This window comes from Paenibacillus sp. Cedars (assembly GCF_003184205.1).
GTDB classification, from domain to species: domain Bacteria; phylum Bacillota; class Bacilli; order Paenibacillales; family Paenibacillaceae; genus Paenibacillus_AQ; species Paenibacillus_AQ glucanolyticus.
The window spans coordinates 2,843,665-2,868,331 of sequence record NZ_CP020866.1 but is presented as its reverse complement, the minus strand read 5'-3'; the positions used below and the strand labels follow the sequence as shown (position 1 = coordinate 2,868,331).

Sequence of the window (24,667 nt, the reverse complement as noted above, 5' to 3'; positions counted from 1 at the left end):
TGGTGTTACGGGTTTTTTACTAAGTTTGTGACACAGTTCTACATCATCTTAAATATTATTAACGGATCAGAGAAACTTTTTTACCAAAATTTACGTCTAATAGTATGACCTCATTAAATATCAAAAAAGGATTAGAAGGAGTTATGGAATGAAACTGAAGAAACGATCATTGCTTACCGTACTGGCTGTTGCCCAATTAGCTGCAGCTTATCCGGCGAGCGCGGATGCAAATGCCGCAGACAAGACACAGCCACCAGTCACCCAAGAAGTGTATGAGCAAAACACCGCGGCATCTAACGCAGTGAAATCCGGGGCCAACGATACGACTCAAGAGACACCTGAAACAACAGAGACAGAAGGGGCTCAAGAGACGAATAACGCAGGAACAACGGACGTGCCTGTCACTGAGGAAACCGGTGAAGTTAAAGAACCAGCCACGGCAACGGAAGTGCAGGGCAACCAGAACAACAGCAATAGCCAGCAAGTCGCAAGCGGAAAAGAACTTATTCTTTTTTTTAACAGCACAAAAATGATTCAAGACGGTGTCACCTACAATGCACCACAACCCATGCAAGTCAAAAAAGGAGTATCCTATGTTCCCATTCGTGCTCTTGTGGACCGCGTAGGCTTCAAGGTCACTTACGATAAGAAGACCAAGGAAACGGTTATCACAAAAGGAACCAACGAGCTTCGTTTTAAGACAGACAGCAGCAAGTATACCGTAAACGGTGTATCCAAAGATATGAAAGGGACTTCCTATCAGACCAACAGCACGTTCATGGTTCCACTGACAGCGATTACGCAGGCGCTGGAAATCCCGTATAAAGTGGATAACGTAGGTAAACGTGTCATCATGAGTTTGGTTAGCAAGCCGGTTGCCAAATTTACGGTAGGGCCTAAAGAGATTTTCGCAGGAGAAACTACAGTTACCTATACACCGCAAGTTGAGAATGTGCAAGGCGAGATTATCAACGAGCGTTGGGAAGGCAATCAGGATATCTTCGACGCACCAGGTCAATACATAGTCACGTACTCTGTACAGGATTCTACCGGAACGTGGAGTGATCCTTACAGTCAAACGATCACGGTCATTCAGCCCAATCTTCCGCCTGTGGCAATGTTCGAAACTGACAAGTCGGAATATAAAATGGGCGAGCTGATCACGTATACGGACAAGAGCTCGGATGATCAAGACAAGACCGAGGATCTGACGTATAAGTGGGAGAACAAGGGCTATGCCTTCTTTACACCCGGCGTTCATACCATTAAGTTGACCGTTACCGATAAGAAGGGACTTAGCTCCAGTTATGAATCGACGGTTTATGTAACCAATGAAACACTGTATACAGAAGAAGATTTTAATATGCTCTTCATTCCGGAAGGGGAGAAATTCTCGTTCCTTGGCAACGTGACGTCCCGTCCGAAAATCAATTATGATTTTAACGATGAGCCCAGCACGCTGATCCGCAGCAACAGCCCTGAAACGGTAAATTCAGAAGGTATCGTTTATCGTGAGACAGCGGTTGGAGACATGCGCTTCATGATTCACCATGTGAACAATCTGAACAAGAATGTCAAAATGTACGTAATTGCAACGAACAAGAACAGTACACCTGTGACATTGAGACAAGATTACCTGGGATTTGCTGGGCCATCCCCGATTGCAACGGCTGCAGGCAAAAAATCCGTGCAATACTATTTCCAATCCATGCAGGATGGATCGAAGAGAACATCGGTTACGCTTGCTCCAGGTGAACAGAAGCTGGTTATGACAGAGCTGAGCGAGATCCGAATGAAACAGGGACATGTTATTTCCCTTTACTCGGATATGTACAGCGACCAGCCGATTCAATTCGATGTCGTTATGATCGATGAGAAGTCCGATCCATTGAAGGTGCTGGGAACACTGCCGATCCTGGACCGCGATGGGGTGCATAACCGCGGAACTTACCCGGATTCAACACGCATCATCCGTTATTCCGAGCTCGTTGGTGCGGAATCCCAGCGTCTCGTTCTGGGAGATAACCAGGATGACCCTAACTTGCAGGGAATGGATCCTATGGTCGGAGATATCACGCACAATACAGGCAACTTCGGCGTCTTGTACAAAATCACGCTGGATCGCGTGGCTCCAAATACACTGATCTCCTTTAACCCTAGGGGCGGTAAATACTCTGGCTATGCGATGATGAATGGTACGATTGTACCAATCTATTCCCTCGGACAGGTATCTCCTGGCGAGCAAGCGGTTCTGTATCGCACAGGTGATTACGAGCAAAAGGTTGAAATTATGCTTACAGCAGCGCCGGGAAGTAACCTGCCCGTCAATCTGCTGTTTACCCAGATGCCAGACACGGTTCATTAATACACCATACGGAAGACTTCATCACTTCAGTTTGTACCTGGTTCAAGACCGGGTCACAGGTTGAAGAGTGATGAGGTCTTTTTTTTATTGGAAAATGAAGAGATGAATGATAAAGTGTTGGGTATAGACTCCGTCGGGTTGACGGACCATACTGGAGTGATGAATGGTGGTCAAATCAGTGGATGTACCCTCCTAAAATGAAATGATTTATATTTTTAGGAGGGATAAGACCGATGAATTTTAATGTGATTGATATTAAGCAGTGGCCCAGAAAACCGTATTTCGAGCATTATACGTCCGTTCATGAATGCACGTACAGCATGACTTTAAACGTTGATGTATCTTTGCTGCTTCAGTCGTTGAGGGCTAGGGGATTAAAGTTCTATCCTGCTTTTATTTACATGGTAACTAGAGTGGTCAACGAGCGGGTAGAGTTCAGAACTTCATATCATCCCAAACCGTTGTTAGGTTACTGGGATTCCATGACACCGAGCTACACCTATTTTCATCACGATGACCAGACCTTCTCCTGCGTATGGACTGAGTTTTCAGATGATTTCTCTCGGTTTCATAATCGATATGAGCAGGATATGGAACGCTATCGTGACGTGAAGGGAATCTTCGTTAAAGAAAATCCCCCTCCGAATACATTTTTCATATCGATGATACCCTGGGCAAGCTTTAGAGGTTTCAATCTGAATATGACGAACGGGAACACCGATTTTCGGCCGATCATTACCGGGGGCAAATTTGCCGAGCAAGGAGGTCGCATGTTGTTACCCATCGCATTGCAGGTACATCATGCCGTGTGCGATGGATATCATGCAAGTTTGTTCTTCCAAGATCTGCAGACCTTAGCTGATTCGTGCAACGAATGGCTATGATAAAGTAATTGTACATTTACTATTCGATAAACGACTGCTCACGCAGTCGTTTTTTGTGTTTTACAGAGGGGAGCATCGGTTATATACAAGATTTCAAGTCGACATGGTCATCAAAATGAATGATATCGTCATGAATACAAACGATTTTACAACGATTCCCAATGACCTTATGCTAAAAGATAGAATTAGACCACGTGCATGAAGGGATGGGATGGGATCGGATGATGCTTGAGAACCAGAACATGAACCAGAAATTGTTAGTGCTTGTTGGAAGCCCGAGACGAGACGGGAACTCTGCCGCGCTGGCTGCCGCAGTTAAGCGAGGGGCCAAGAAGAAGGGCACGCAGGTGGCTTTGCATTTTGTAGATGACTTCATCTCTAGTTTTCTTCATGACTGCCGGATTTGCCGGCTCCCAAGTGGAGAATGCTCGATACAGGATAACTATGAATCCTTAATCATGGGAGAGTTTGTCCCGGCGGATGGCGTAATATTCTGTTCCCCGATCTATTGGTATGGCTTATCTGCCCAGATGAAAGCATTCTTCGATCGCTTGTTCTGTTATTACGCGGCCTCGTACAAAAATTCGTCTGTGATATCGGAAGGAATGTCTAACAAACGGATTGGTTTGACGCTTGCATCGGAGGAAACCTATCCGGGTGCGGCCTTAGGCATTATTCATCAGATACAGGAATACGCTCGTTACACTCATTCTGAATTCGTTGGGGCAGTTCGTGGAGTAGGTAACAGCCGTGGTGAGGTAGCGCTGGATATCCAATCGCCGCTGATGGCTGCTGAACAGTTGGGGTACGATATTTTTGAACGGAAATATTCGGACTATCAGAAGGATTCTGTTCGAAGCACTAAGGTCTGGTCTTGATCGCAACAAGAAAAAAAGCGTACACCCCTTGTGAGGCGGTGTACGCTTTTTTGGATCATACATTAATGAACACTGATCTGGAAGGTTTCCCATCCCGATGCGGTGCTCCGATTGGCAATGAGGGGAGAAGCCCCGGCATTATCCGCGCTGACAAATTGGCTATTCGCAGCAGCTCGCAAGGTAACGCCGCCGCTAACGCTGGCAACCTGGAACGTTTCCCATGTCCCGATGGAGCCGCTTCGAGCGATTAATGGCGAGGCCCCCGCGTTCTCTGCAGCAACAAACCGTCCGTTGGCCATGGATTTAAACGCATAATTTCCGATGCCCAGATTGATTCGTTCAAAGGATTCCCACGCACCGCCCACAGCATCGCGATTGGCGATCAAGGGACTGTTGCCCCCGTCCTCAGCAGCGACGAATTTGCCGTTAGCCGATGCTTTTAACGATATCACGTCCCGGGTTGTCTCCCCGTACCACTTGAATGTCAGAGCAGAACCAGCGGGAATGGTGTAGGTGAATGATTGATTGCCCCATCGGGCCTTGAAGGTCTGGTTCTGATTCTCGGAGTTCGCGACTACGAGCACTTTGGACCCGTCCGGATTTTGAAAAGCGACATTATCCAGGCTGTTAGCATACGTATTGGTATCCACTCTGTATGCTCCAGGTACGACAAATTTACTTAAGTGTCCCATCGCATAATATTGATTGTTATAAGTGACTTGATCTTGCGCATCCGAACGAATTCGCAGCATACCATAGTTAATGCTGTTGGAGAGCAGGGAAGGGCCGTTATTATGATCCAGCGCAATGTTCCACAAAATGTACGATTTGGACCAGTTCCGGGTAACGTTAATCATCTCCCGGATCTGGTTCTTAAAGCCGTCATTCCATGAGCCGAAGCCTCCCTCGGTAAACCAGATATCCTTGTTCGGATGCAGGTTATGAAGCGTCGTCATGGCAGTGACATCCCCGCCGTAATGGTGGAAAGCGCTGCCGGCAATATAAGAGGCGGCGGCCGCGTTATTCAGGACGTCCCGCGGATACGCATATTGATCATAGTTATGGTCATAAGCGATGATTTTGGTCTGTAAACCGCTGCCGCGAAGGGCAGGCCCCAGATGATCGCGGATGAATTTAGTTTGATCATCCACCGACATATACATGGTCGGATATTCGTTCGAACCGTTAAACAACGGTTCATTCTGAGGCGTTATGGCATAAATCGGAATGCCCTCCGACTGGTAGCTTTGAATGAATCTACGAAGGTACTGTGCGTATACCTCGTAAGAATCATGGTTCAGATAGCCGCCTATCATGGAACCGGTGGATTTCATCCAGCCCGGCGCACTCCAAGGAGAAGCCATCACCTTAATCTGTGGGTTTTTCGTCAGGGCTGCTTTGACCATGGGAATGATGTAAGGTTTGTCGCGGTTAATGCTGAAATTGTTCAGGTTCCAGTCCCAGGCTGTATCTGCATAGCTGTACATTTCCCAGTTGAAATCCGAAGCGCCAATCGTTTGGCGCAGCATGCTGAGTCCGATGCCGCTCTGACCGAATAATCGCTCCATGACCTCGGCACGTTTCGAATCCGACAGCTGATGGCTGATCAGCCATGCGGATGAGTCGGTCATGGAGGCACCGAAACCATCCATTTGCTGATATTTCAAAAAGTCATTCACATCAATGGTTCGCTGATTACCGGGACTGTCCTGCTGGAAGACGATATCGCCCTGCCTTTGCAAAGCAGTGCTAAGATTATCGCGAGTCATCCAGACCTCAACCGATGGTCCCGCCGCCTTAATCGGCAGAGAACTCAGGGCCGAGCCGCTCCATATTACGGACAGCATGGATAGAAAGAGCAGCGGCTTTTTCATATTCAACTTGAACTTTAACATGACCAAACCCCCTTCAATTCATTTGGATTAAGCGTTTGCAAAAGTACAATTCCTCCTTTCTTTGGATTAGTTTACCATCGAATTAAAACGTTTTTAGTGTATCATTTTTTCGAAAAGGTATTTGTTTTTACGATGATATATGGTCTTGGGTATGCTGGATTCCATTATGAAGCTTTAACTCCAGATGTTTTATGCCTATCAATGTTCTTGATCCAGCCTATGACAACGTGACGTTACGGCAAATACACCTACAGCAAACGCCCCACTGCAGCCCCAGGCAGGTATTCGAGACTGATGGGGTTCATGCTATAATATGAGGAAAAAACGGAGTAGGTGGAAACCTTGAATAAACATACATCGGAGCGATCATGGCGTGCGGACAAACTCTCACAGCTGGGTTCTTCCATATTCTCAGAGGTTAGCGAGTGGAGGCTGGAGGCGCTTCAGTCAGGACGACATATTATCGATTTGAGCATTGGCAGCCCTGATCTTGGTCCTTCAGTTGAAATTCGTGAGTCGCTGAGCCAGGAGGCGCTGAAAGAAGAGAACTATACATATCCGGGTACAAGAGGAAGCGCGGAGTTCCGCGGACAATCAGCAGCATGGATGAAGCACCGATTTGGCGTGGAAGTCGATCCAGAGACCGAACTTCTGTCTTTAATGGGTTCTCAGGATGGATTATCGCACCTGGCTCAAGCTGTATGTAATCCTGGAGATATTGCGATTGTGCCGAATCCGGGATATCCGATCTATACGGGAGCCCTTGCGATTGCGGGTGTAACGCCTTGGTATCTTCCGTTGAAGGAAGAGAACGAATTTCTGCCCGATCTGGATGACATCCCCGAGGAGATTTGGACAAAAGCGACTTTTATTTTGTTGAATTTTCCGGGGAATCCGATAGCGGTGCGGGCGGATCTGGCTTTTTTTGCAAAATTGGTGGGCTTGGCGAAAAAATGGAACGTGCTCGTGGTGCATGATCTTGCTTATTCTGAAATGGGCTTTGACGGTTACCGTCCTGTTAGCGTTCTCCAGGTTCCAGGCGCCCGGGAGATTGCGGTTGAATTCCATTCCTTCTCAAAAAGCTTTAACATGGCCGGCTGCCGCATCGGATTCGTTGCGGGGAACGCAGATGCGGTTGGAGCACTCCGGGAGTTAAAAAGCAACATTGATTTTGGCATATTCAAGCCGATTCAGGCCGCAGCTGTTTATGCGTTGGAACAGGCAATGGCATATAGCGAAGAGGAGGATGGCGTGGCATCATTGTATCAGCAGCGCCGCGACATCCTGGTAGCCTCACTGGCCGAAGCAGGATGGAACGTACCGAAGCCGGAAGCCACGATGTTTCTATGGGCTCGGCTCCCAGAGGGGTTCCGCAATTCATCGGCGCCATGGAGCTCACGGCGTTTCGCCCGCGAGCTGCTGCTTGCAACCGGGGTAGCGGTTATCCCGGGAGATGCCTTTGGCAGCGAAGGCGAGGGTTATGTGCGGATAGCACTTGTCCAGGAAGAGGCAGCCCTGCAGGAAGCAGCACAGCGGATCGGGAAGTTTATTAGGGAGCATGCGAGTCCCTCCACGTAAAGGACCTAGAGTAAAAAGTCATACGGGTTAATTAGCTAATCCATTGATTAAAGGGTGAGCACATGCGGAACTATGTCCCTGTACAAGCACCGACGCTGGAGAATCGATCTGCTGATTCTTCTTATACCTATCAGGAATACCTGCCAAGCTGGCCATTGACTCCTTATGTGGCCTGTTATTGGACAATGCATTATGAAGTTTTACCGTTTCAACATCATCGTCTTCATCGTATTCTTCCGGATGGTTGCGTAGATATTATATTTAATCTGAAGTTGCTGGAAGCCTCAACCTCTGGATTTATTGCCGGTCTGATGTCCGGTTATGAAGCTATAATACTTACGCAGGATCGAACTGATTGAAACGTTTTTATTGAACGTCATCAGACTGAATCATGTCCGTTCCGAGCCGCTGCTGAAGCATGGCATGCAGTATTTGTACGCGGCAAGAGGAAGAATGACGATTCATGACTTGGCCGACAAGCTTAATTATAGCGAGAGAAACATACGAAGAACGTTCCAGAAGGAACTGGGAGTCAGTCCGAAGGAAATGACGGATATTATTCGATTTCAAAATTTGCTGCAGGAGATGCGCCGGACCAAACCCACCCGGTTTCCCGAAATCGCTGCACAATACGGCTACTATGATCAGCCTCATTTTATTAACAGCTTCAAGCGTTTATACGGCATGTCACCAAAACAGGCATTTATGCCCTAAGGGATAGAAATGAAGGTGTGAAAGCTTCAAGGATGTCCGTTTTTTACAATCCTTTATTGCCTAAATCAACGAAAATGAATAAGAGGTTATAATAATGATGTACAGGAGGTCATGCAAAATGAGAGCAAGCATATCCGTATTGACACTTGGCGTTGATGATCTTGAGCGCTCACTAAAGTTTTATCGGGATGGGCTCGGTCTTCCGACCGAAGGGATCATGGGGACTGAATTTGAGCATGGAGCGGTAGCGTTCTTTGACCTGCAGGCGGGCGTGAAGCTGGCGATATGGAATCGCAAAGACCTGTCGATTGAAGCGAATGTTCCTTTGTCTCCTGTGAGTTCCTCAGAGTTAACCATCGGACACAATGTGGGCAGCAAGGAAGAAGTGGATGAGGTGATGGAGCAAGCCAAAAGGGCGGGAGCTGCGATTACCGTGCCGGCACAAGACACATTCTGGGGAGGATACTCCGGTCATTTTCTCGATCCGGACGGACATCTCTGGGAGGTTTGCTGGAATCCTAATTGGGCTTGACTATGTTGTAAGGGATATGATAAATTAATCATCGATTGTTGCGCAACGGAACTGAATATTTGAATTTGAATGTATAACCTCATTAATATGGTCTGAGGGTCTCTACCAGGAACCGTAAAATCCTGATTACAGAAAATGTATCTCATTTTTTGTAATCGGGATTTATTTTTTTTGGTTGACTATAAGCAAATATGACTTCGAAGAAAGGGGATTTCATTCCAGATGAATCTGAAAGTATTAATTCTAGCGATTTCAACCATATCCGTAGGATTGGTAGAACTTATTGTTGGCGGAATTCTGCCGCTGATTGCAGATGATTTAAACATTTCGCTTGGCACGGCAGGGCAATTGATTACGGTATTCGCATTGGTCTATGCGATTTCGGGACCGGTTCTCCTTGCACTTACGGCAAAGGTGGAACGCAAACGGCTCTATATCATTTCCTTATTTGTGTTCTTCGTCGGTAACTTGCTGGCGTACGTGAGCCCGAACTTTGTGCTGCTGATGGGTGCCAGAATATTAACTGCTATGAGTACTGCTCTTATCATCGTCTTATCGCTTACGATTACAGCTAAAGTCGTTGAACCCGCACACCGGGCAAAAGCACTGGGCGTTATCTATATGGGGATTAGCTCGTCATTGGTGCTCGGGGTGCCGCTCGGTATTTTAATCAGTGAAGCTTTTGGATGGAGAGTATTGTTCCTTGGCATCGGCATTCTGTCCATCGGTTCCATGGTGCTGATCTATATGTTCCTGGATCGGATCAAGCCTGAAAATGTAATACCGTTGTCTCAGCAGATCAAAGCGCTGGGCAAGTCCAAAATCGCTGGTGCCCATCTGGCGACCTTGTTTATGCTGGCAGGGCATTACACCATTTACGCTTATTTTACGCCATTTCTCGAATCGGAACTCGGCTTGACTCCGTACTGGATCAGTATCTGTTACTTCCTGTTCGGACTGTCGGCCGTTGGAGGCGGGGCGTTCGGAGGCGCACTTGCCGATCGGATCGGATCACACAAGAGTATCGTGATTATTATCACTTCTTTTATCCTGGTGCTGTTCCTGCTGCCCTTCTCAACGTTCTCGATTGGTGTATTTTTAGTCGTGATGATGGTATGGGGCGCATTAAGCTGGAGCCTGGCTCCGCCACTGCAAAATTACCTGATTCAAGTCGATCCCGCTTCGTCCGATATTCAGCAGAGCTTCAACAATTCCGCGCTGCAAATCGGAATCGCGATGGGATCAGCAATCGGAGGGCTCGTATTGGAACAGGGCGGCTCGGTTGCCAGCACGGCTTGGGTAGGCGGAGGAGTCGTTATAGTGGCATTGGTCTGTGCTGTCTATTCCTTAACAAGACCTGCGCTGGCACTGAAGGCTGGCAAATAGTCTATGATGTAATTGATTATTATCAAAGCAGTTGTCATCATGGCAGCTGTTTTTTAACATCCTCGCTCCAAAAAAAGCAGGTGCCTATTTAACCATTGCTTGTTATCGAGATAATCGAACGAATTCTGACTGAGAGGGCGCTTAAACAGCAAGTCCTCTCTTTTTTAAAATTAATCCCTACTTGACAGGTGTCATTAATTGGTTTAATCTAAGCGACAAGCAATTTCATTTAGCCATCATTAAATGATTGTTCATTATCTCAGTATTAAACAATATGATCAGCCGATTGGTCCACCAAAGGCTCCTGTTTACTGTTTTTCGTGATTGCAGCGAGAAGCGTAAATAGGGGCCTTTCTGTATATTCATAACGACCACACCAGGTTGTAGTGAGAACAAACCCATAGGCTGATAGGTTGGCATACGGAGGTGTATGACCCGGGAGAGGAGCGGCATGGAAGAGAAGGATTGGGCATTGCTGGAGGAAGCCGATTGGCATTTTCGCAGGATGGTTCGCAGATTCGTGAAGGAGCGCGACAAAATATCAGTGGAAGGCATTTCGTTACCTGGCCTGTTGATTCTAAATACGATACATCGTGATGGGGAACAGAGACTGGGCGAGTTAGCCGAACAGCTGGATTTCACATCCGGGGCGGTCACGGCTTTATGTGACAAACTCGAGGCTGGCGGCTTTGCGGTTAGAAGGCGGAGCCAGACCGACCGGAGATCGATTGCGCTTGCCATCACGGATGCGGGAAGAGAGATGCTGAAGCGTAACGAAAACATGGGCGGGTATATGATTGAAGTCATTTTTGGGGCGTTCTCGCAAGAGGAGTTAAGCGATCAAATCGCTTTTTTTAAACAGCTGAATGATCGTCTGGAAGGATTTGCGGTCTCCGTACTCGGGCAGACCCATTCAGCTGATAAGTCATTCGCAGACATTTCACAGACAAACGTAAGCCATCCGAAGCGTACGAACAAATTTATCTCTTATTGAATCTATTCATTAATCAACGAAAGGGAGTAGAGAACGATGGGACATCCGACGATTTATCCAACAGGCACAACGGTATATAACCCTGCGAAGGCATGGAGCGGTTACACGATCTATCAAGCGGCGGAGACAGGTGCGCTATTAATCGACATGAATGGCAGGGAGGTTCATTTGTGGAAAGGACTACGGGGGTTTCCGAATAAGTTGTTCCCGGGAGGCTATGTTCTTGGCAGCACATCCGAGCGTGATCCGAAATACGGATTTCAGGATGAGACCAATCTCGTGCAGGTGGACTGGGACGGCAATATCGTCTGGAAGTTTGATCACTATGAATACATAGAGGACCCGGGACATCCGGCTCAGTGGATGGCTCGCCAGCATCATGACTACCAGCGTGAGGGGAATCCCGTCGGTTATTATGTTCCGGGGCAAGAACCGAAGGTGGATTCCGGTAGCACCCTTATTCTGGCACATAAAAATGTGAAGCGTCCCGATATATCCGATATTGAGCTGCTCGATGACACGATTATCGAAGTGGATTGGGAAGGAAACGTAATCTGGGAGTGGGCGGTCAGCGACCACTTCCATGAGCTCGGATTTGATGAGGATGCCAAGCTGGCATTATCCCATGATCCCAATACCCGTGGCTTCGGTGCCCACGCAGGGGACTGGATGCACATCAATTCAGCCTCGGTGCTCGGCCCTAACAAGTTCTATGACACAGGAGACGAACGGTTCCATCCCGACAATATCATCTGGGACGCACGGGAGAGCAATATCATTGCCATCATTGATAAAAGCACCGGGAATATCGTGTGGAGGCTTGGCCCCGACTATTCAACCGCGGAAACCAAGCATATCGGCTGGATCATCGGCCAGCATCATGCCCATCTCATTCCGAAGGGCCTTCCGGGAGAAGGCAACATCCTGATCTTCGACAACGGCGGCTGGGGCGGGTATGGACGGCCAAACCCCGAATCGGAGGATGGGTTGAAAATCGCCCGTCGCGACCATTCCCGCATTCTGGAGATTAACCCGGTCACTTTGGAGATTGAATGGCAGTATACACCAACAGAGGCCGGCTTTCAGGCTCCGCTCGATTCTTATCGCTTCTACAGCCCCTATATCAGTTCGGCCCAGCGGCTTCCGAATGGCAACACATTGATAACCGAAGGCGCAGACGGTCGGATATTCGAAGTGACAAGAGAATTTGAGCTGGTGTGGGAATATATCTCTCCTTATAAGAACAGCCGCAACTCCAACATGGTCTATCGCGCTTACCGGGTTCCATATGAATGGGTGCCTCAGCTCGATTTGCCTGTGGAAACGGAACTCGTGCCGATCGATGTTGCCGATTACCGCCTTCCGGGCGCGGCGCCCAGAGGTGCCGTAACCAGTGTGGAGGTTGAAGGTACGATCTCGTATGGTGAAGGCGCGCTTTGCGTAGCCCGAACGGATGAAGTCGTGCAGAAAGAAAGGGATCGCGATGAATAGTAGCCGACATATTTGGAAGCGTTGGTGTGTTCTGCTGCTGGGTACAATTCTCGCCACCAGCGTACTTGGTGCTTGCGGAAACGCCTCAGGCGATCAGCAAGGAAGCCGCCTCAAACTGAAAATCGCCGATATCTCCACAAATACCGTATTTCGGGTGGCAAAAAACAAAGGGATCTTCGAGAAGCATGGAATTGATGCGGAACTGGTAAACTTCGCCACGCCGGCAGAAGGCGTTAACTCCTTATTCATCAAGCAGGTGGACGTGGCATTCGGAGCTGATTTTCCACTTCTGAATGCTGTCAGCAAAGGCGATTACTCGATATTCGCTTCATCCGGGACAGCGACGGATCTGAGTGCAAATGAATGGAAGCTGTTCGTTCGTAAAGAAATCGGCAGTGCAGCTGACCTTAAGGGTAAAAAGCTAAGCTTCTCCAGGGGGACGTTCGTGCCTTATCTATGGGACGTTTACCTTGGGGAAAACGGGGTTGCCCTGTCCGATGTGGAGTTAATCGGACAAGGAGGGTTTGACGAAGCCTACGTAGCGCTCAAAAAAGGTGAGATTGACGCGGCTTGGGTATACGGTGCAGTGCTGAACGAGAAGTTTGGCGCACTTGCGGAAGCGAAAGAGCTGTCGGATATGTCGAAGACCCCGGTACGGCTCGGAACAGGACTGATCGCTTCAAACGAGCTGCTGGAGGGCCATAGGGAAGTTTTCGTCCAGTTTCTGAAGGCGCTGGATGAAGCATCGATTTATGCCCAGGCCCATCCTGAGGAAACCGCCGACATCATGTATGAGGAAGTCAAGCAGCCGAGAGAAGCCACCTTCAAGGATCTGCCAAAGAATCCATGGAAGCTTGGATTTACGGATAAGGCCTATGCAGGATTACAGGGCCAGAAGGATTATATGGTAGCTAACGGGATGATCGAGCAAGATTTTGAGCTGAACGATAAATTGAATTTGGATTTGGTAAGAGAAGCATTCCCGGAACGTGTAATCGATTTAAAGTAAGGAGATGAAGGCGATGAGAGCCGTGTCAAGTCAGAATGAAATCCATATCGAACAGTTGAATAAGAGCTACGCACAGCCCACAGCCGGTGATTTGCATTATATTATCCAAAATGTCAATCTGGCGGTAAAGGGCGGAGAATTCTTTGTTCTGCTGGGTCCGAGCGGATGTGGAAAGTCAACGCTGCTCAGTCTGATTGCGGGCTTCGTATCCAAGACCTCCGGTCAAGTGAGAGTGGGGGAGAAGGAGGTGGAGCGCCCGGGCCAAGACCGCGCGGTTGTATTCCAGCAGGCAGATTCTTCGTTGTTTCCATGGCTTACCGTTAGAGAAAATGTGGAATTTGGTCTCCGCATGAAACGAATTCCTGTGGCGAAGAGAGAGGAAATATCCAATCAATTCATCTCGCTGGTGGGGCTTTCAGGCCATGAGAGCAAGTATCCAAGAGAGCTGTCGGGCGGGATGAAACAGCGTGTTCAACTCGCTCGGGTACTATCCAATGATCCCGCAATTCTGCTCATGGATGAACCCTTCGGTGCATTGGATGCCATGACAAGGCGAACGATGCAGCGGGAATTGGTGCGGATATGGCAAGACACGGACAAAACCGTTATCTTCGTGACGCATGATATCCAGGAGGCGCTTCTGATGGGGGGACGAATCGGCATCATGTCAGCGGGTCCATCCTCCCGAATAACGGACATCTACGAGGTGCCGCTTGCCTACCCGAGAGACTTGTCAGATCCCGGCTTTCATACGCTGTACAACCAAATCCAATCGCACTTTGATGAGTAGAGAGAAGGTGAAGACCACATGAGCAACAGACTAAAAAAAGGGTTGCTGCACATCCTGTTCTGGATGGCCGGACTTGGGATATGGCAGCTGCTGTCCCTTGTGTACGGACCCGAAATTCTGCCGGGACCGACCTATACTGCGAAAGGCGGATACGAACTATTGATGGATGGCACCTTGTTACAGTACATCGGAATCAGTTCATACCGGGTGCTGCTCGGGTGGACGCTTGGGAGTCTGATCGCGATCCCGGCTGGACTTGTTATCGGGAAGGTTGGGACGATTCGGGTCTTTGCGGAACCGTTTCTTAATTTTATCCGGTTCATTCCTCCCATCGCATTCATCACTTTGTTCCTGGTCTGGTTCGGGATTGGGGAGACATCCAAAGTCATGCTTATTCTGTATGCGACCTTCTTCATTGTGGTCCTGAACACGTTGACCGGAGTCTTGTCAGTGGAAGAGGATAAGATAAGGTCCGCCCGCAGCATGGGTGCTTCGGAGTGGCAGATTGTGCTTCATGTGATCATACCTGCAACGGTACCGTACATGTTCACCGGCATTCGGCTTGCGATGGGAACATCGTTCATGGCCATTATCGGAGCAGAGATGATTGCTTCCAATGAAGGAGTGGGTTATCTGATCTGGAATTCACGTTTGTTCTTCCGTACGGACTGGATCTTTGTCGGGCTGATCTGCCTCGGATTCATGGGATTCCTGACAGATCGTGCTGTCGGATTGCTGGGCCGAAAGCTATTGTCCCGATACGGCGTAGTCAGCGCAAATTCATTGCGACGGTGAAGAGATGGCTTCATATACAACGTAACGCACCCTCTATCAGAGGGTGCGTTTTGCGTTTATGAAATTCACACTCACTGTTACTTGGGATAATGGATAACCATGCTCAAGCGATTCATGGAATCGCCGGAATTGTGGTAAACATGGGGCTTGTCTGCTGTGAATCGAATCGCTTCACCATGGCCCACTGTATATTCTTGGTTATCGATGCGCACCGTAAGTTCTCCTTGGAATACGGTGATAAACTCCTCAGTACCCTCGATATGGGACTCGGCGGTAAGATAACCGCCCTTGTCCATTTCGAGGGAATACATCTCAAAGCGCCGTCCGTCCTCAAAAGGGAAATGCGGATAAATCCGAATCCTTCCATTATCTTCTATTAGTGCCTGCACATCATCCCTTGATACCACGACTGTATTCGAGTAGGGTTCATGGATCAGGGAAGTGAATGAAAGCTTCAGCCCGTTCGCAATCTTCCATACGGTTGTGATGGAGGGACTGGATTCGCCGCGTTCAATCTGCCCCAGCATGGTCTTGCTGATTCCGGTCAGTTCCGCGACTTTATCCAGACTCAGCTTTCTTTGCTCTCTGAGACTCTTCAAATTATGAGCCAATATAAGATGAATGGGTTTCAACGTCATCAACCACCTTCGTATACATATTGTGCGTTATAACATACTTAATGTATAATCATAGCGTACGGACGTTATAACGTACATTTCATTACATTATATCATACACACATACAAGAAAGGGGTGGGTAGTTTGTTTATCGTTCCGCTGTTGACTTATGCGATTGTCGCTTCATTCACGCCAGGTCCCAACAACATCATTTCAATGACCAACGCACGAAATCATGGTTTTAGAAAAACGCTGCAATTTATAGGTGGGGTAGCTGCCGGATGTTTGGTCATTATGCTGCTCTCCAGTTATTTCAATCTGGTATTATATCAATTCATCCCGAAGATCCAATTCGTAATGAATATCATTGGATGTCTGTATATGCTCTATCTGGCCGTAAAAATCATACGCAGCCAACCACAGGAGCGGGGCGATAAGGAGGAGGGCTTCAACAGCTTTTTCTTCGGATTCATCTTCCAGTTCATCAATCCCAAGGTCATTTTATACGGAATTACGGCGATTTCAACATTCGTTATTCCTTTCTATTCATCGCATGCCCATCTGGCATTATTCTCGGTGATACTCACGCTGGTCGGCCTCTGCGCTAACATGACCTGGGCATTATGCGGTTCGCTGTTTCAGAGCCTTTTGTCCCGATATGAACGCCCATTCAATATACTTATGGGGCTGCTTCTCATTTATAGCGCCTTTTCTGTCTTTACGGTGAGCTGATTTTGTCCTCAGTGACCATGATATTATCCCTGTGCTGGACGAAAAAAAGGCTTTACGGATCACGGATCCGCTAAGCCTTGGGCGTTATTCAAAGATTTTGGAGATCTGTTCCTTCAGCTTATGAGCGGAAGCGTGAAATTGGGTGAGCTCCTCGTCATTGAACTCAAGATTGAGAATTTCCCTTACCCCTGTGCGGTCAACCACACAAGGCACGCCCAGGTATACGTCAGACACGCCGTGATAATCGGTGAGCAGTGTCGACACATTAAGCACCGACCCTTCATTTTGCAGTATGGAGACGATGATCCGGTCAAGCGCTAACGCGATTGCATAAGAGGTAGAGCCTTTTGCATTGATGATTTCATAGGCAGCATTCTTGGTCCGGTCAAAAATATCATCTCTTTCATCATCTGACAAATCAATGCCGATACCGGCTATGTTGGCAATGCTCCACAGCGGCAGCTCGGAATCGCCATGTTCTCCGACAATATGGGCGTGAATGCTGCGCGGATTAATTCCTTTGTTCTGTCCGATCAAATAGCGGAATCTGGCGCTATCCAGAAGCGTACCCGAACCGATAACCCGATTTACAGGGAAACCGCTCTTTTTCAAAGTAACGTAAGACAGAATATCCACCGGGTTGGTAGCTACAAGAATGATGCCGTGGTCATTGTATTTCACGATGTTCTGAATAATATCGTCAAATATGGCCGTATTTCGCTTCAGCAGATCAATCCGTGTCTCGCCGGGTCTTTGGTTGGAGCCTGCTGCAATGACAATGATATCTGCATCCTTGCAATCGCTGTAATCTCCAGCCCACAGCTTAACTCCTCCTGCAAAGGGGAGACCATGGTTCATATCCAAGGCTTCACCAAGCGCTTTATCGTGATTCGCATCGATCAACACCAGCTCAGATACTCTCTCTCGTAAGAACAAGGTATACGCAGTCGTTGCTCCAACCGCTCCTGTCCCGATAATAACCACACGAGACGGTCGCTGAGTTTCATTTTGTGCCATAGTGCATCTTCTCCCTTGTCATCAATTAATGAAACCTTTGAATTTGCTTTACGAGGAACTGCATACAGCTGCGCTTTAAAGCATCCTCGGTAGTAATGATAACATAAACAGGAAGAATTAAGCAGCAAATGAAGCCTGACGAGGGAGGTCTCCCACTTTAAGAAGCGGAGATAAATCTCTGCTCCGCTTGATTGCAGGGATGGACTAGTATTCATTCAGCAGCGTAAACAGGACTGGCACGACCATGGTCATACCCGCAAGAACCGCAGCACCGATGGCTCCGCGGTAATTTTTTTGACGCCATAGCTGAGGGGTCAGACTTCCAACATAGAAGGCTGCCCACAAGGAAAAGATTCCGACCAAAGTAAGCTTGGCAATCTGAAGCATCATTCTGTCATCTGGTCTCCTTCAATGACGGGACCGACTTGGTCTCCGAACGTTCTCATCTTGAATTGGATATTAAGGTCGTATTTGGCCGTGTGGATGTGATCTCTCCATTTGTAGGCGTACCAATCCTGAAGAGTGGGAAAGCTGCCGCGAATCTGATTCCCGATGTGGAAGCAATCGACTTCCCATTTATACAGCATTTTATTTAGCAGTTTAGAAGCTCTTTCCTTTAATTGCTCCTCGATGGATGTTTCCAGCTTCTTCGTATTTTCCGACTGGGTATAATCAACATCGGAAACCGAACCTAACAGATCACCTTCCATCGTTATATTGAAGGTGATCTGAATATGATCATCGAAACGTTGTGCATGCATGACTTTATTGGTGAGTGTGCCCATGTTGATACTGATGTTCAGCTTCGGATCGGAAGGGTCGCGAAATTCCCATACGGTTTTCTCGAACTGGCCGCGCAGCATATTCAGTGTTTTGGTCTCCATACCGTTAAGGAATCCCCGTAATTTCTGCCCCTTGTACACTGCGGTGCCAAAAAAATCGATAGGAACTTCTCCAGCTCTTGGTAAATCTCCCGCTTTATGCTCACTAACCAGTGGCTGGCTTGTATTTGAATTGTTGGCAGATTCACCATCATGCAAGTTCTCACTGCCCTTGTCGATATCAGGCCGCGCAGCCGTTAAAATGGACGTTGCGCCGTTACCCGGCTGTTCCATGTCCAATATAAAATCATGAAATCGTGCCTGCTTGGGTGTAATTGCCCCTATATTGTGAGGGTCTAATTCCAGTTCGAACCATAGATTAATGTCATTTTCCATCTTGGGTTTAATGTAATGCATATATTCCTGGGCACGACCCTTCGTTGTCAGGATATTAACGTTCCGCCTAAACTCCGTATTCCGAACAACCTCGCCAACAACAGGAAGGATGCCTTGACGCGCAAGCTCTTCCCCTAGGACAAGGGCTTTGGAGTGGATCAAGGTTAGTCGTCTGGCGACAAAACTTTGACTTGTCAGCAGGGCAGCAGACAAATTGGCTCCTTCCTCAGAGAAGATTGTGACGACCTTATTGCTGCTCTGATCCGATCCACTTACGCTTGAAGCAGTTGCTCCGCTGCTGGCTTTCGGCATGGCGACGGCAAATGTATAGATATAGTCATTTTTCGGGCCGGTGTCCACTCCAATTGCCATAATAAAGGCCATGTTCTCTGGATCCAGCCGATCCCAGCAACCCGTCAGCATGGGAATACATATCGCAGGGATGAGAAGGCAATGAATGATCCGTCTCATAAGTTTCATGCAGTTCGTCTCCTCATTCTGTGCCTCATGATTCCGGCGAACCAGGTCAACATGGGTAGAGCTATGGAGAAGATAGATCCATAGGTACGCAAAAACCCGCCATCCCATGACACGGCTGTCATTTCATTGTTCGGGAGCAGCGCAAATCCATAAACAAGCAGTGTAAGTGGAAAGATGAGGGTTTGGACCCTGGGTAATCGCAGAATCTGAGACATGGTGGCCGCGGTGCAATATAATCCTATGGCCAGTTTAAGGGCTGCGCTAATCAGCCAGGCAATCAGAAACAGACTCTCCAGGCGTTGAATCCACCTGCCGAATATAATCAGTCGGCTGACTTCGAACATCGGAACGTTTAATCGAATGGCGGTTGGATACGGGAATACATAAAGATAGACAATAGTGGTGCTGAATAGGGTGATGGATGAGATTGCGATGCACCACCAGACCGCACGTCCCCATTCCCGGGATTTGCGCATTCGGGGCAGCAGGAAACCAAAGACCAGCATCTCCGAGAACAGTGAGCTTTTGGCAATCCCGCTCATGATGATCCTGGATTTCCCCGTTCCCCAAAAAGGGGACAGCGCATTGGGCTCTGCGTGTGTCAGCAGACCACCAATCAGCACAATCAGCACACTTCCGATAATCAAACCAATGGTAAGCCAGCAGATTCGGCCCAATGACTCGATTCCGCAGTACGCTACAAAGGCGATCGGAACGATCAGAAAGATCAGAATCATATTCATCGGCGTACGCGGTAAAATATCGGAGGATAGAAGCTCCGAAAATTCACGCAGCACGAGAAAGGTTATCGCAAAGAAAAAGCAAAAGTAAGCGAGATTCAAAAAGGTCCCCACCCAGAGGCCCCATATTTCTTCCGTAGCTTCGATCAGCGTGGAGCCTTGCTTCGCATTCCGGAGAACACCGCGGATCGCCCACCACGTCAACGGACAGAAGATGGCGGCGATAATGGCTATCATCCATCCTGCCGTACCTCCTGCTTCCGCCAGTGATCTCTGAAAAGGAAGGAATATCTTGGTGATGATGAAAATGATCCCAATGGATGCGGCTTCCCTTATTCCGATATGATGCTGGTACATTAGTTTTCTCCCCCTTGCTCGGGAGCACCGTCTTGTCCATCCGGCTTTTTCTTTGATCGTTGCGGGCGCACAGAGAAGGGCCGCGCGAGCGGTTTCTGCAGGGGGCCGCGAAGCAGTGTATTTTCATTTTTAGGGTGAGGAGTAAGGGGTGCCAGACTCGGTACGCCGAATCGGTTCACAGACATCCAGCTTGTCCAGAGAATGATGGAGAGCAAGACGATGCCGATTAATCCCATAAAAGATGCGAATGCCAAATAAACGAAACGGAGGATTCGCGTTGTGAATTGCATATTGTAATTAGGAATGGTATAGGATGCGAGCGCCGTGGCGGCTGTCACGATAACCATGATCGGACTTACAATATTGGCTTGGACAGCGGCTTGTCCCAGGATAAGAGCGCCGACAATACCGATTGTGGGACCGATGACACTCGGAATGCGGACGCCTGCTTCCCGGATCAGCTCAAACATGGATTCCAGAAGAAATGCTTCTGCCGCCACGGGAAGCGGAATCGATTCGCGTGTCCCCGCAATGGCAAGAACGAGAGTAGTCGGTATCATCTCATGATGGAAGTTAGCAATCGCCACGTAAACCGCTGGTAAATAAAGGGACATGAGAAATCCAATCGCCCGTATGATTCGCAGGAAGGAACTGTATTGCCAACGAAGATATCTGTCTTCGGCGGTTTGCAGGAACAGCGGGAATTGTGTCGGTACGATGAGAGCGAAGGGCGAGTTGTTAACCAGAATTGCAACATAGCCATCCGCAATTTGAGCTGCCGTATGATCCGGACGCTCTGTACTAAGCATCCCCGGGTATATGGAATAGGGCTTATCCTCAATCAATTGTTCTAGCATTCCGCTATCCCCGATGTAGTCGATCCGAACTGCGGCTATACGCCGGCGAACTTCGTTGACCAGTTCGGCATTCGTGATAGATTTCAGATACACAATAGAAACGGCTGTTTGGGAGACCGTGCCTACAACACCGGATTCAACGATCAGATCGGAAGTGCTAAGACGTCCTCTGAGCAAAGACAAATTGGTTTGCATATCTTCAGTGAAGCCTACCTGTGGACCGCGCACTACATTTTCCGTTTTTGGACTTTCAAGACCTCTTTTCTCACCGCCTTTGACATCAGCCAGAATCGCAGTATCTAATCCATCGATGATAATAGCGGCGGAACTGTTCAGAATCTCATGGACGATTTCTCCGAAATAAGAGGTTGATGTTAAATGACAGTCTGTGACAATATGAGTTTTCAAAGTATCCACGCTTAAAGGCTGATCCTCCGTCAGCTTGGCATTGATCAAGGGATGAATGACGAATTGGTTGAGATGCTGCGAATCCACCTGACTCTCCAAGTGGACAATCATGCCCTGAACCACCGCCCCTGTTTGTTCGATGACAAAAGGACGAAAGACCAATCCGCTGTTCTGAGGATATGAGAAATGCCCCTTCAGCCAATTGATATTCTGCTCTAATGTCGACGTCATCGCGAGGGGACCATTATCCCCAAGCAAAGGCTTGATTTGTGGCATGCTGGCAGGTTCTTGTCCATTCAACAATCCGGCATCTTCATCATTTTTTAAAGGTCTCAATGCGAATGGAGCATTTGGATTTTGGGTCTGAGACAGGTCAGCTACGAGGTATTTTTTAATTTTATGCCAACCCTGCATAATTCCATCTCCTGTGAGGTGAGTCAGGGACTCACGTTTATTTGTTCCTAGGTTTTGTACATACAGGTAAAATTATGCGGATATGATTGCGATGACTATGCTCTTCGCGGATGGTTTTAAGGTATAATTTAGTAAGAATTCCAGCATGAAGTCATAAATCATAATGAGCGCCTGAGGTGGTCTCTTGTTTGATTTATCAGGGACAAAACCTATTTAACGGATCTCTCCCTTGAAGTGCCACGTACCCCAATGATAAGATGTTTCATAAAAAATTTCGTGTTGTGGAGTGTACATTACATGCTTCATTACTCACTAAGGAGATATCGTTATGGCAACTATTGAGGATTTCACCCAACTGGACATTCGAATTGGGACGGTTATAGAGGCAGAACCCTTCCCTAAAGCCCGTGTTCCGGCTATTAAGATGAAGATCGATTTCGGGCCGCTTGGGATTAAACGAACCAGTGCGCAGATTACGAAGCGGTATGATGAGAATTCGATCGTAGGACAACAAGTGGTAGCAATCGTGAATTTCCCACCTAGGCGGATCGCGGGCTATGATTCTGAGGTTCTCGTCATCGGCGGAGTTCCGGAGCAGGGGGATGTTGTGCTCCTGAAGCCGGATTTCGACCTCCCCAACGGAACTCCGATTGCATAAGTTCCATTCATCTGCCGGTCTGGATAGGTTGAAGGGCGGGACGCTCCCACTTACGGAAAGTTCTTGTTAAGCGAACTGGACGGTTGTATTATGGAAGAAAAATATAGCTGGAGATGATCTAATGAGCAAAATTCAATTCTCGGTTCAAGTTCGTTTAGTATCAGACCTTACCCGTTCCAAGTTATTTTACGAAGAGGTGCTTGGATGTGACGTGAACGACGTCTGGGCTGTGCGGGATGATTTTGCGCTCGGCTTCAAATTGCTTCAGGCGAATTCTGCTACAGACGTAACGCCAAACCAAGCAGGCAAGGATCAACAGACGCCATGGGATACCTATGCATATGTGGATACACATCATGAACTTGATGAATTGTATGAAGAGTTGACCTCCAAAGGGGCAGAAGTGGTACAGGAGCCGGTATTAATGGAGGCGGATTGGGGCGTATGGAAGGATTTTGCGATTAAAGATCCGGACAACTATGTTATCGCTTTTGGCTCGGGGAAAAAGAGTTAACGGATCGATGAAGGACATCGACATAAAACAGGTCTTGATTAGCAGTGACCCCGCACTGTTGGATGTTGAGGCAATTGTGCACTTTCTGCGCCAGAGCTACTGGGCTAAGGAACGGTCAGAGGAGAAAATCCAGAAGTCGCTTGAAGGTTCTACATGCTTTGGGGCTTATTATAACGATCATCAGATCGGCTTTGCCCGAGTCGTTACCGATGGTGCCACGGTATATTGGTTATGTGATGTGTTTGTGGATACTGCCTGCCGCGGACTGGGTGTGGGTAAGAAATTAATCGAAACGATTACCACCCATGAAACTTACCGCAATTTATTTGGAATCTTGTCAACACAAGATGCCCATGGTCTCTATGAGCAATATGGTTTTGTCCGTGACCACGGGAAGACGTTGAGCCGAAGACCGGATTTTCTTAAAAAAGAGTAATTGCCTCCTTAAAGATGTATGATTCCGGTACTAAGGGATGTCAGAATCCTTGCGCATAACCCTGCTTAGAAGGGAGGATTCACCGATGATTATATGGGTTAACGGAGCATTTGGTTCCGGTAAGACCCAGGCAGCGTACGAGCTTCACCGAAGAATTCCGAATTCGTATGTGTATGATCCTGAGAATGCCGGTTACTTCATTCGGGACAATCTACCAGCCGATGTCAAACGTGGTGATTTCCAGCACTATCCCATGTGGAGGGAATTCAACTACTCCATGTTTAAGTATCTGGATCAGGAATCCAATCAATTAATCATTGCACCGATGACGATAACAAATGCTGATTATTTCAATGAAATTGTCGGTCATTTAAGACGCGATGGGGTTGCAGTGCAGCACTTTACACTGTGCGCATCCAAGGAAATACTCCTCCGACGTTTGCGAAGCAGAGGGGAAGGTCCAAACTCATGGGCTGCACAGCAAATCGATCGCTGCATCGACGGTTTCTCAAGTGAAGTGTTCCGCCATCATATTGATACCGACCATTTAACGATTGATGCAGTGGTGGAGACAATTGGCGCTTTGGCGCGTGTGGATCTTTTACCCGATCATCGAAGCCCTGCTAAGAAAACAATCGACCGAATAAGAACCAAACTCGCACATATCCGTTTTTTTGGATAGTCTGTGGCTAAACAAGGAGAAGGATTGAATGGGAATGGAAACACCAATGGGAAAAAATCCGATCTTGTTGTCTTTTCCAGACATGAATGAAGTGTCAGAGTCGCGGAGAACTGCGGTTTCACATTGGAAGGTGTATTGCGTAATGTGAAACCTAATGATTCCGGCGGATTTTCTCACTTGAAGATCTATTCTAAAGTGCGCGGTGTGGAATATTAAGCTAGATCTG

General features: G+C 47.9%; 25 protein-coding genes and 1 riboswitch. Of the genes, 18 read left to right on the top strand and 7 right to left on the bottom strand.

The window, feature by feature from the left end; all coding sequences use genetic code 11:
- Positions 1 to 148 precede the first annotated feature (148 nt).
- From B9D94_RS14805 to B9D94_RS14795, 3 genes are all read left to right on the top strand, one after another.
- Positions 149 to 2,365 (top strand): stalk domain-containing protein, encoded by a 2,217-nt coding sequence (locus tag B9D94_RS14805; protein WP_063479496.1) that lies wholly within the window; start codon positions 149 to 151, stop codon positions 2,363 to 2,365.
- Between the two features lie 233 nt (positions 2,366 to 2,598).
- The gene (catA, locus tag B9D94_RS14800; protein ID WP_148247363.1) at positions 2,599 to 3,249 is read left to right on the top strand and encodes a type A chloramphenicol O-acetyltransferase; all 651 of its coding nucleotides are present in this window, start codon (positions 2,599 to 2,601) and stop codon (positions 3,247 to 3,249) included.
- Positions 3,250 to 3,470: 221 nt separating this feature from the next.
- Positions 3,471 to 4,127, top strand: coding sequence for a flavodoxin family protein (locus B9D94_RS14795; protein ID WP_253806164.1), 657 nt, complete (start codon positions 3,471 to 3,473; stop codon positions 4,125 to 4,127).
- A 62-nt stretch (positions 4,128 to 4,189) separates the two neighbouring features.
- On the opposite strand, the gene B9D94_RS14790 is transcribed toward B9D94_RS14795, so the two are convergent.
- Positions 4,190 to 6,022 carry a glycoside hydrolase family 30 beta sandwich domain-containing protein gene (locus B9D94_RS14790; RefSeq protein ID WP_148247361.1) on the bottom strand — a complete coding sequence of 611 codons (1,833 nt, stop codon included), beginning with the start codon at positions 6,020 to 6,022 and terminating at the stop codon, positions 4,190 to 4,192.
- A gap of 333 nt (positions 6,023 to 6,355) precedes the next feature.
- On the opposite strand from B9D94_RS14790, the gene B9D94_RS14785 reads away from it, so the two are divergent.
- The 10 genes from B9D94_RS14785 (at position 6,356) to B9D94_RS14745 (ending at position 15,311) form a co-directional block, all read left to right on the top strand.
- Positions 6,356 to 7,600 carry an aminotransferase class I/II-fold pyridoxal phosphate-dependent enzyme gene (locus B9D94_RS14785; RefSeq protein ID WP_148247360.1) on the top strand — a complete coding sequence of 415 codons (1,245 nt, stop codon included), beginning with the start codon at positions 6,356 to 6,358 and terminating at the stop codon, positions 7,598 to 7,600.
- A 62-nt stretch (positions 7,601 to 7,662) separates the two neighbouring features.
- A complete protein-coding gene (locus B9D94_RS31505) occupies positions 7,663 to 7,959 on the top strand; it encodes a DUF6597 domain-containing transcriptional factor (protein WP_228029973.1) in 297 nt (98 codons plus the stop codon).
- 10 nt (positions 7,960 to 7,969) lie between these two features.
- Positions 7,970 to 8,314, top strand: coding sequence for a helix-turn-helix transcriptional regulator (locus B9D94_RS31500; protein ID WP_228029974.1), 345 nt, complete (start codon positions 7,970 to 7,972; stop codon positions 8,312 to 8,314).
- Positions 8,315 to 8,432: 118 nt separating this feature from the next.
- Positions 8,433 to 8,846 (top strand): VOC family protein, encoded by a 414-nt coding sequence (locus B9D94_RS14775; protein ID WP_006210760.1) that lies wholly within the window; start codon positions 8,433 to 8,435, stop codon positions 8,844 to 8,846.
- A gap of 49 nt (positions 8,847 to 8,895) precedes the next feature.
- Positions 8,896 to 8,995, top strand: a riboswitch (purine riboswitch).
- Between the two features lie 73 nt (positions 8,996 to 9,068).
- On the top strand, positions 9,069 to 10,232 hold the full coding sequence (locus B9D94_RS14770) for an MFS transporter (protein WP_063479500.1): 1,164 nt from the start codon (positions 9,069 to 9,071) through the stop codon (positions 10,230 to 10,232).
- Between the two features lie 451 nt (positions 10,233 to 10,683).
- Entirely contained in the window at positions 10,684 to 11,226 is a 543-nt protein-coding gene (locus B9D94_RS14765) for a MarR family winged helix-turn-helix transcriptional regulator (RefSeq protein ID WP_063479501.1), read from the top strand.
- Between the two features lie 36 nt (positions 11,227 to 11,262).
- Complete coding sequence (locus B9D94_RS14760) at positions 11,263 to 12,717, top strand: aryl-sulfate sulfotransferase (RefSeq protein WP_148247359.1); 1,455 nt, start codon at positions 11,263 to 11,265, stop codon at positions 12,715 to 12,717.
- Positions 12,710 to 13,726 (top strand): ABC transporter substrate-binding protein, encoded by a 1,017-nt coding sequence (locus tag B9D94_RS14755; protein WP_148247358.1) that lies wholly within the window; start codon positions 12,710 to 12,712, stop codon positions 13,724 to 13,726. Before B9D94_RS14760 ends, B9D94_RS14755 begins: the two co-directional genes overlap by 8 nt.
- 13 nt (positions 13,727 to 13,739) lie before the next feature.
- A complete protein-coding gene (locus B9D94_RS14750) occupies positions 13,740 to 14,516 on the top strand; it encodes an ABC transporter ATP-binding protein (protein WP_148247357.1) in 777 nt (258 codons plus the stop codon).
- A gap of 18 nt (positions 14,517 to 14,534) precedes the next feature.
- A complete protein-coding gene (locus B9D94_RS14745) occupies positions 14,535 to 15,311 on the top strand; it encodes an ABC transporter permease (RefSeq protein WP_148247356.1) in 777 nt (258 codons plus the stop codon).
- Positions 15,312 to 15,388: 77 nt separating this feature from the next.
- Here B9D94_RS14745 and B9D94_RS14740 read toward each other — a convergent pair whose 3' ends face one another.
- The gene (locus B9D94_RS14740) at positions 15,389 to 15,943 is read right to left on the bottom strand and encodes a helix-turn-helix domain-containing protein (RefSeq protein ID WP_172963950.1); all 555 of its coding nucleotides are present in this window, start codon (positions 15,941 to 15,943) and stop codon (positions 15,389 to 15,391) included.
- Between the two features lie 130 nt (positions 15,944 to 16,073).
- Between B9D94_RS14740 and B9D94_RS14735 the strand changes: the two genes are divergently transcribed.
- Positions 16,074 to 16,661 (top strand): LysE family transporter, encoded by a 588-nt coding sequence (locus tag B9D94_RS14735; RefSeq protein WP_063479506.1) that lies wholly within the window; start codon positions 16,074 to 16,076, stop codon positions 16,659 to 16,661.
- A gap of 84 nt (positions 16,662 to 16,745) precedes the next feature.
- Here B9D94_RS14735 and B9D94_RS14730 read toward each other — a convergent pair whose 3' ends face one another.
- From B9D94_RS14730 to B9D94_RS14710, 5 genes are all read right to left on the bottom strand, one after another.
- Positions 16,746 to 17,678, bottom strand: a complete 933-nt coding sequence (locus tag B9D94_RS14730; RefSeq protein WP_148247355.1) for an L-lactate dehydrogenase — start codon at positions 17,676 to 17,678, stop codon at positions 16,746 to 16,748.
- A gap of 204 nt (positions 17,679 to 17,882) precedes the next feature.
- The gene (locus tag B9D94_RS14725; protein ID WP_006210750.1) at positions 17,883 to 18,068 is read right to left on the bottom strand and encodes a hypothetical protein; all 186 of its coding nucleotides are present in this window, start codon (positions 18,066 to 18,068) and stop codon (positions 17,883 to 17,885) included.
- The gene (locus tag B9D94_RS14720) at positions 18,065 to 19,375 is read right to left on the bottom strand and encodes a Ger(x)C family spore germination protein (RefSeq protein WP_172963949.1); all 1,311 of its coding nucleotides are present in this window, start codon (positions 19,373 to 19,375) and stop codon (positions 18,065 to 18,067) included. Before B9D94_RS14720 ends, B9D94_RS14725 begins: the two co-directional genes overlap by 4 nt.
- Positions 19,372 to 20,472 carry a GerAB/ArcD/ProY family transporter gene (locus tag B9D94_RS14715; RefSeq protein WP_148247353.1) on the bottom strand — a complete coding sequence of 367 codons (1,101 nt, stop codon included), beginning with the start codon at positions 20,470 to 20,472 and terminating at the stop codon, positions 19,372 to 19,374. Before B9D94_RS14715 ends, B9D94_RS14720 begins: the two co-directional genes overlap by 4 nt.
- On the bottom strand, positions 20,472 to 22,151 hold the full coding sequence (locus B9D94_RS14710; protein WP_051449171.1) for a spore germination protein: 1,680 nt from the start codon (positions 22,149 to 22,151) through the stop codon (positions 20,472 to 20,474). The genes B9D94_RS14715 and B9D94_RS14710 overlap by 1 nt, the downstream gene beginning before the upstream one ends.
- 328 nt (positions 22,152 to 22,479) lie before the next feature.
- On the opposite strand from B9D94_RS14710, the gene csaA reads away from it, so the two are divergent.
- From csaA to B9D94_RS14690, 4 genes are all read left to right on the top strand, one after another.
- On the top strand, positions 22,480 to 22,809 hold the full coding sequence (gene csaA, locus B9D94_RS14705; protein WP_148247352.1) for a chaperone CsaA: 330 nt from the start codon (positions 22,480 to 22,482) through the stop codon (positions 22,807 to 22,809).
- Positions 22,810 to 22,930: 121 nt separating this feature from the next.
- Positions 22,931 to 23,323 carry a VOC family protein gene (locus tag B9D94_RS14700; RefSeq protein WP_006210745.1) on the top strand — a complete coding sequence of 131 codons (393 nt, stop codon included), beginning with the start codon at positions 22,931 to 22,933 and terminating at the stop codon, positions 23,321 to 23,323.
- Between the two features lie 7 nt (positions 23,324 to 23,330).
- Positions 23,331 to 23,759, top strand: a complete 429-nt coding sequence (locus B9D94_RS14695) for a GNAT family N-acetyltransferase (protein WP_063479510.1) — start codon at positions 23,331 to 23,333, stop codon at positions 23,757 to 23,759.
- An 85-nt stretch (positions 23,760 to 23,844) separates the two neighbouring features.
- On the top strand, positions 23,845 to 24,441 hold the full coding sequence (locus B9D94_RS14690) for an AAA family ATPase (RefSeq protein ID WP_006210742.1): 597 nt from the start codon (positions 23,845 to 23,847) through the stop codon (positions 24,439 to 24,441).
- Positions 24,442 to 24,667 lie beyond the last annotated feature (226 nt).

What these genes read in the sequence shown, in the direction of transcription:
- B9D94_RS14805 (WP_063479496.1), top strand. Translation starts at nt 149, where the DNA reads ATGAAACTGAAGAAACGATCATTGCTTACCGTACTGGCTGTTGCCCAA.
- catA (WP_148247363.1), top strand. Translation starts at nt 2,599, where the DNA reads ATGAATTTTAATGTGATTGATATTAAGCAGTGGCCCAGAAAACCGTAT.
- B9D94_RS14795 (WP_253806164.1), top strand. Translation starts at nt 3,471, where the DNA reads ATGATGCTTGAGAACCAGAACATGAACCAGAAATTGTTAGTGCTTGTT.
- B9D94_RS14790 (WP_148247361.1), bottom strand. Translation starts at nt 6,022, where the DNA reads ATGTTAAAGTTCAAGTTGAATATGAAAAAGCCGCTGCTCTTTCTATCC.
- B9D94_RS31505 (WP_228029973.1), top strand. Translation starts at nt 7,663, where the DNA reads ATGCGGAACTATGTCCCTGTACAAGCACCGACGCTGGAGAATCGATCT.
- B9D94_RS14775 (WP_006210760.1), top strand. Translation starts at nt 8,433, where the DNA reads ATGAGAGCAAGCATATCCGTATTGACACTTGGCGTTGATGATCTTGAG.
- B9D94_RS14770 (WP_063479500.1), top strand. Translation starts at nt 9,069, where the DNA reads ATGAATCTGAAAGTATTAATTCTAGCGATTTCAACCATATCCGTAGGA.
- B9D94_RS14765 (WP_063479501.1), top strand. Translation starts at nt 10,684, where the DNA reads ATGGAAGAGAAGGATTGGGCATTGCTGGAGGAAGCCGATTGGCATTTT.
- B9D94_RS14760 (WP_148247359.1), top strand. Translation starts at nt 11,263, where the DNA reads ATGGGACATCCGACGATTTATCCAACAGGCACAACGGTATATAACCCT.
- B9D94_RS14755 (WP_148247358.1), top strand. Translation starts at nt 12,710, where the DNA reads ATGAATAGTAGCCGACATATTTGGAAGCGTTGGTGTGTTCTGCTGCTG.
- B9D94_RS14750 (WP_148247357.1), top strand. Translation starts at nt 13,740, where the DNA reads ATGAGAGCCGTGTCAAGTCAGAATGAAATCCATATCGAACAGTTGAAT.
- B9D94_RS14745 (WP_148247356.1), top strand. Translation starts at nt 14,535, where the DNA reads ATGAGCAACAGACTAAAAAAAGGGTTGCTGCACATCCTGTTCTGGATG.
- B9D94_RS14730 (WP_148247355.1), bottom strand. Translation starts at nt 17,678, where the DNA reads ATGGCACAAAATGAAACTCAGCGACCGTCTCGTGTGGTTATTATCGGG.
- B9D94_RS14725 (WP_006210750.1), bottom strand. Translation starts at nt 18,068, where the DNA reads ATGATGCTTCAGATTGCCAAGCTTACTTTGGTCGGAATCTTTTCCTTG.
- B9D94_RS14720 (WP_172963949.1), bottom strand. Translation starts at nt 19,375, where the DNA reads ATGAAACTTATGAGACGGATCATTCATTGCCTTCTCATCCCTGCGATA.
- B9D94_RS14715 (WP_148247353.1), bottom strand. Translation starts at nt 20,472, where the DNA reads ATGTACCAGCATCATATCGGAATAAGGGAAGCCGCATCCATTGGGATC.
- B9D94_RS14710 (WP_051449171.1), bottom strand. Translation starts at nt 22,151, where the DNA reads ATGCAGGGTTGGCATAAAATTAAAAAATACCTCGTAGCTGACCTGTCT.
- csaA (WP_148247352.1), top strand. Translation starts at nt 22,480, where the DNA reads ATGGCAACTATTGAGGATTTCACCCAACTGGACATTCGAATTGGGACG.
- B9D94_RS14700 (WP_006210745.1), top strand. Translation starts at nt 22,931, where the DNA reads ATGAGCAAAATTCAATTCTCGGTTCAAGTTCGTTTAGTATCAGACCTT.
- B9D94_RS14695 (WP_063479510.1), top strand. Translation starts at nt 23,331, where the DNA reads ATGAAGGACATCGACATAAAACAGGTCTTGATTAGCAGTGACCCCGCA.
- B9D94_RS14690 (WP_006210742.1), top strand. Translation starts at nt 23,845, where the DNA reads ATGATTATATGGGTTAACGGAGCATTTGGTTCCGGTAAGACCCAGGCA.